1 pseudogene is annotated in these 333 nt (G+C 69.4%); it reads left to right on the forward strand.

The window, feature by feature from the left end:
* Nucleotides 1-333: pseudogene (locus KTN05_RS17955) on the forward strand (N-acetylglucosamine transferase); the annotation flags it as partial.

A 333-nucleotide genomic window follows, 5' to 3' on the forward strand; every position in this document is an offset into this window, starting at 1 on the left:
CCAATGCGCGCCGCCGTCCGGTGTATCTGTTCTTCGGGATGCGTCATGCGGACAGCGACTTCCTCTATTGCGAGGAACTGGCGGACTGGCAGGGGGCAGGACGCCTCTCCCGCCTTTTCACCGCCAGTTCACGCGGCGAGCGGCCACACTATGTCCAGGACGCCCTGCGGAACGAGGCACCCGAGGTCGCGCGGCTGGTCGGCATGGGCGCGCGGGTGATGGTCTGCGGCGGGCGCGCAATGGCCGCGGGCGTCAGCGCTGCGCTGGCCGATATCCTCCTTCCTGCGGGGCTGACGCCCGCGCTGCTGAAAGCCGAGGGGCGCTATGTCGAAG

The sequence above is a fragment of the Paracoccus sp. Z118 genome (assembly GCF_019061185.1).
In the GTDB taxonomy this organism is placed as follows: Bacteria; Pseudomonadota; Alphaproteobacteria; order Rhodobacterales; family Rhodobacteraceae; genus Paracoccus.